Below are 4,684 nucleotides of genomic sequence, written 5' to 3'. Positions count from 1 at the left end.
GGGCGCGGCGGGAGCCGTCGCGCTGGGAGCCGGTGCAGCCGCCATCGCCGGCGCGGCGACGGAAGCGGCGCCGGCGCCGCGCGCCAGCACGCGGGCGACCATCAGCTCGAGCTGCAGGCGCGGCGAGGTGGCGCCGGTCATGTCGTCGAGGGTCGCGATGACGAGGTCGGCGATATGCGACAGCCGCGACGGACCGAACGCGTCGGCCTGACGCTGCATGCGTGCGAGGTCTTCGGCCGAGATTCCTCGCAGCACCGCCGCGGCGCCCTGGCCGGTCGCGGACACGACGATGAGGTCGCGCAGGCGCTCGAGCAGGTCGTCGACGAAGCGACGCGGGTCCTGTCCGGTCTGCACCACGCGGTCGACCGCGGCGAAGGCGGCCGAGGCGTCGGAGGCGGCGAAGGCGTCGATCACCTCGTCGAGCAGTTCGGCGTGGGTGTAGCCCAGCAGCGCGACGGCGCGGGCGTAGGTGACCTTGGCGTCTTCGGAGCCGGCGATGAGCTGGTCGAGCAGCGACAGGGTGTCTCGGGGCGATCCGCCGCCCGCGCGCACGACCAGCGGCAGGACACCCTGCTCGACGTTCACACCCTCCTGGGCGCACAGCTGCTCGACGTATTCGAGCATCGCGGCCGGGGGCACGAGCCGGAACGGGTAGTGGTGGGTGCGCGACCGGATGGTGCCGATGACCTTCTCGGGCTCGGTCGTGGCGAAGATGAACTTCACGTGGTCGGGCGGCTCTTCGACGAGCTTGAGCAGGGCGTTGAAGCCCTGCGGGGTGACCATGTGCGCCTCGTCGAGGATGAAGATCTTGAAGCGGTCGCGGGCCGGCGCGAACACCGCGCGCTCGCGCAGGTCTCGGGCGTCGTCGACGCCGTTGTGGCTGGCCGCGTCGATCTCGACGACGTCGAGCGAACCGCCGCCGCCACGGCCGAGCTCGACGCAGCTGTCGCACGTGCCGCACGGCGTGTCGGTCGGACCCTGCGCGCAGTTGAGGCAGCGGGCGAGAATGCGCGCCGACGTGGTCTTTCCGCACCCGCGGGGTCCCGAGAACAGATACGCATGACCGACCCGGTCGCCGCGCAGCGCGGTCATGAGCGGCTCGGTGACCTGCGACTGCCCGATCATCTCGCCGAACGACTCGGGCCGGTAGCGGCGGTAGAGGGCGGTGGTCACTCCCCCAGCCTACGGTGTGGGGCCGACACTGCGGCAGGCGCAGCGCATCGGATCGCACCGCAGCTCGACGGGCCCGGCGACCGGGCCGGACGCGCACGGTGCACACCGAGGACACACGGCGATGACCCGTCGGGATCCCCTGCTAGATTGCTCGGCAGTGACACGGGGTGCCCGCACGGCGGGCTGAGAACACACCCGTCGAACCTGATCTCGATCATGCGAGCGAAGGGATGTCGCGATGAACGCGCGCACCGAAGCACACCTGTCCGCCCTCTCCCCCGCCGCCGCGCTGACGGCGCTGCGGGAGGCCTCGCCGCTGGTGCAGTGCATCACGAACGCGGTGGTGACGAACTACACCGCGAACGCACTCCTGGCGGTGGGCGCCGCCCCCGCGATGTGCGACATCCCGGGCGAGGCAGGGCTCTTCGCCGGCGTCGCCGACGGCGTGCTCGTGAACCTCGGCACTCCCACCGCCGAGCAGCGCGAAGCCGCGCGAGAAGCGGTGCGCGCCGGGACTCCGTGGGTGCTCGACCCGGTCGCGGTCGGGGTGCTGCCCGTGCGCACGGCTCTCGCCGCTGAACTGCTCGAGCACCGTCCCGCCATCGTCCGCGGCAACGCCTCCGAGATCCTGGCCGTGGCGGGCGAGGGCGGCGGCGGTCGCGGCGTCGACGCGACGGACGGGACGGATGCTGCAGCCGGCGCCGCGCGGTCGCTCGCGCTGCGCACCGGCGGCGTGGTGGCCGTGTCGGGCCCGGTGGACCTCGTGACCGACGGCGAGCGGGTGGTCCGCGTCCCCGGCGGGGATGCGCTCCTCACGCGCGTCACAGGTGGCGGCTGTTCGCTCGGCGCGGTGATGGCCGCGCTCGTCGGCGTGTGCGCTCCGTTCGAAGCTGCAGTGGCGGCATCCGTCCTGTACGCAGCCGCGTCGGAACGGGCCGCAGCCCGCACGGAGGGACCGGGCACGTTCGCCGTGGCGTTCCTCGACGCGCTCGACGCCGTGGCCGCGGCACCGGCCGAGCTCGACACGCGCGTCGCCGACGCGCTGGCGATCCGATGAGCGGGCTCGGCGCCCGCCTCGCGCTGCACCTCGTGACCGACGGTCGTCTGCCGTTCGACCGGCTGCTCGACGTGGTCGACGCTTCGGCGGGAGCGGGGATCGACGTCGTGCAGCTGCGGGCGAAGTCGGTGACGGCTCGTGAGCTCATGCGCCAGGCGCGAGCCCTCTCGGACGTTATCGATCGCCGCTGCCTGCTCCTGGTCAACGACCGCGTCGACGTGGCCGTCGCCGCCCGGGATGCCGGTGCCCGCGTCGACGGGGTCCACCTGGGACAGAGCGACCTCCCGCCCGAGACGGCACGGCGGCTGCTCGGGGCGCACGCCGTGATCGGTTGGACCGCGAACTCTGCGGAGCACCGGGCTGCCGCAGATCTCCCCCGCTCCGGCACGATCGACTACCTCGGCGTCGGCGTCATCCGGCCGACACCGACGAAGCCCGACCACCCGCCGGCGCTCGGCGTCGAGGGCTTCGCCGCGTTCGCCGCGGGCACCGACCTGCCGTGCGTCGCGATCGGAGGAGTCGTCGAGTCGGATGTCGCGGCGCTCCGCGATGCCGGAGCCGCGGGCATCGCCGTCGTCTCCGCGATCTGCGGCGCGGACGACCCGGCCGCGGCGGCCCGCGCGTTGCGGGACGCGGCCGATGCGCCCTCGATCGAGGCGGTCGCGCGGTGACCGGCACCTCGCTCGCCGCGTCCGCACCGACCCCGGTTCGCACGGTGGCGATCCCGCGGGTGCTGAGCATCGCCGGCACCGACCCGACCGGCGGCGCCGGTGTGCAGGCGGACCTCAAATCGATCGGCGCGCTCGGCGGCTACGGCATGGCTGTCGTCACCGCGCTCGTCGCGCAGAACACCCGCGGCGTGCGCGACGTGCACGTGCCGCCGACGACGTTCCTCGCCGCGCAGCTGGATGCCGTGTCGGACGACGTCGAGATCGACGCGGTCAAGATCGGCATGCTGCAGTCGGCGGAGATCGTCGGCACCGTCCGGCGATGGCTCGGCCGCGTGCGCCCGCCGATCGTGGTGCTCGACCCGGTGATGGTGGCGACGAGCGGCGACCGGCTGCTCGACCCCGCGGCCGAGGAGGCCCTGCGTGAGCTCGCCCGCGATGTCGATCTGGTGACCCCGAACCTCGCGGAGCTCGCGGTCCTCACCGGTCGCGCCCGCGCGACCTCGTGGGCGCAGGCCGTCGACGACGCGCAGACCCTCGCCCGCGACACCGGCACGACGGTGCTGCTCAAGGGCGGGCACCTCGACGGAGCGGACTGCCCGGATGCGATCGTGGCCGCCGACGGCGCCGTGCACGAGGTCGGCGGCGCACGCGTCGAGACGCGTCACACCCACGGCACCGGCTGCACCCTCGCTTCCGCGATCGCGGCGGGCCTGGCCAAGGGACTGAGCGTCCCGGAGGCCGTCACGGCCGCCAAGGAGTACGTCACGGGCGCCATCGCCGCCGGCTTCGCGCTCGGCGGGGGCATCGGCCCGGTGGATCACGCCTGGCAGTGGCGCTGACCTCGACCCGACCGCCAGGCCGGAGGTCCGGCCGGGCGGTCGGCAGGGCCTCCGGACAAGGCAAAAGGCCGGCTCACCAGAGGTGAACCGGCCTTTTTGGCAACCGGAAAGGGCTGCGCTACGACGGGAGGCGTCAGCGCGAGACCTTGCCGGCCTTGATGCACGAGGTGCAGGCGTTGAGGCGCTTCGGCGTCCCATTGACCACGGCACGGACGCGCTGGATGTTCGGGTTCCAGCGACGCGAGGTGCGGCGGTGCGAAAAGGAGATGTTGTTGCCGAAGCTGGGCCCCTTGGCGCAAACGTCGCAGTTGGCAGCCATAGGTCACTCCAAGACTTCAGATGCAATTACAGTGAAACCGGCGCACCGGATTCAGAGATCTGAAGTGGTTTGCCGGGGGAATGGCCCGACTCTCGTCGGGCAACCGGAGCAGCATACAACGACTGCGTCCGTCCAAGAAAACTACCATGGTCGCCGCTGCCCCCGCCCCGCGGTCCCGACGCCCGGGCGGTCCTTCGTTACCCTGCGGTGAACCCTGGCCCGCACAAGGAGGAACGCCCGGTGCCGCACGAGCCTCAGCCGCAGCCCGCCGACGAGCTCGACGCCGAAGCGGTGCGCACCTGGAGCTCGCTCGCCCTGGCCGCGCTGGGCCGGGCCCGCGAGGACATCGACGCGATCAACGTCTACCCGGTCGCCGACGCGGACACCGGCACCAACCTCTACCTCACCGCCGAATCGGCCGACCGCGGCCTCGCCGACGCCTTCCCCGAGGTGACCGACGGCACAGCGCGGACCACCTCCCTGGCCGAGGCCGTACGGGCCTGGGCGCACGGGGCGCTGGTGGGAGCCCGCGGGAACTCCGGGACGATCCTGGCGCAGCTGCTGCGCGGAGTGGCCGACGTACTCGATGTCGAACCCGCCGGGCCCGCCGAACCGGGGGAGCGGG

Annotated in this window: 6 protein-coding genes and 1 riboswitch; of the genes, 4 read left to right on the top strand and 2 right to left on the bottom strand. The window is 73.0% G+C overall.

All coding sequences use genetic code 11. From position 1 onward, the window contains the following. The coding region (locus AC3A46_RS19305; protein ID WP_487666673.1) for a DNA polymerase III subunit gamma and tau at window positions 1–1,173 on the bottom strand (1,173 nt) is incomplete at its 3' end. Between the two features lie 153 nt (window positions 1,174–1,326). After that, window positions 1,327–1,421, top strand: a riboswitch (TPP riboswitch). Between AC3A46_RS19305 and thiM the strand changes: the two genes are divergently transcribed. The 3 genes from thiM to thiD all read left to right on the top strand — a co-directional run bounded on the left by thiM (window position 1,412) and on the right by thiD (window position 3,740). Beyond that, window positions 1,412–2,230 (top strand): hydroxyethylthiazole kinase, encoded by an 819-nt coding sequence (thiM, locus tag AC3A46_RS19300; protein ID WP_487666672.1) that lies wholly within the window; start codon window positions 1,412–1,414, stop codon window positions 2,228–2,230. It overlaps the preceding riboswitch by 10 nt. Continuing rightward, window positions 2,227–2,901 (top strand): thiamine phosphate synthase, encoded by a 675-nt coding sequence (thiE, locus tag AC3A46_RS19295; RefSeq protein WP_487666671.1) that lies wholly within the window; start codon window positions 2,227–2,229, stop codon window positions 2,899–2,901. The genes thiM and thiE overlap by 4 nt, the downstream gene beginning before the upstream one ends. After that, window positions 2,898–3,740, top strand: a complete 843-nt coding sequence (gene thiD, locus AC3A46_RS19290) for a bifunctional hydroxymethylpyrimidine kinase/phosphomethylpyrimidine kinase (protein ID WP_487666670.1) — start codon at window positions 2,898–2,900, stop codon at window positions 3,738–3,740. The genes thiE and thiD overlap by 4 nt, the downstream gene beginning before the upstream one ends. A gap of 133 nt (window positions 3,741–3,873) precedes the next feature. Here thiD and rpmB read toward each other — a convergent pair whose 3' ends face one another. Continuing rightward, window positions 3,874–4,059 carry a 50S ribosomal protein L28 gene (gene rpmB, locus AC3A46_RS19285; RefSeq protein ID WP_033222871.1) on the bottom strand — a complete coding sequence of 62 codons (186 nt, stop codon included), beginning with the start codon at window positions 4,057–4,059 and terminating at the stop codon, window positions 3,874–3,876. Window positions 4,060–4,299: 240 nt separating this feature from the next. Here rpmB and AC3A46_RS19280 point away from each other — a divergent pair. Continuing rightward, window positions 4,300–4,684 (top strand): DAK2 domain-containing protein (locus AC3A46_RS19280; protein WP_487666669.1); only part of this gene is annotated, 385 nt, incomplete at its 3' end.

It is taken from the genome of Microbacterium sp. Soil_C_42 (genome assembly GCF_057656735.1).
The sequence above is the reverse complement of the archived record's forward strand: the minus strand, read 5'-3'. Positions and strand labels throughout refer to the sequence as shown.

Coding starts and splice junctions, on each gene's coding strand:
- thiM (WP_487666672.1), top strand. CDS start 1,412: ATGAACGCGCGCACCGAAGCACACCTGTCCGCCCTCTCCCCCGCCGCC.
- thiE (WP_487666671.1), top strand. CDS start 2,227: ATGAGCGGGCTCGGCGCCCGCCTCGCGCTGCACCTCGTGACCGACGGT.
- rpmB (WP_033222871.1), bottom strand. CDS start 4,059: ATGGCTGCCAACTGCGACGTTTGCGCCAAGGGGCCCAGCTTCGGCAAC.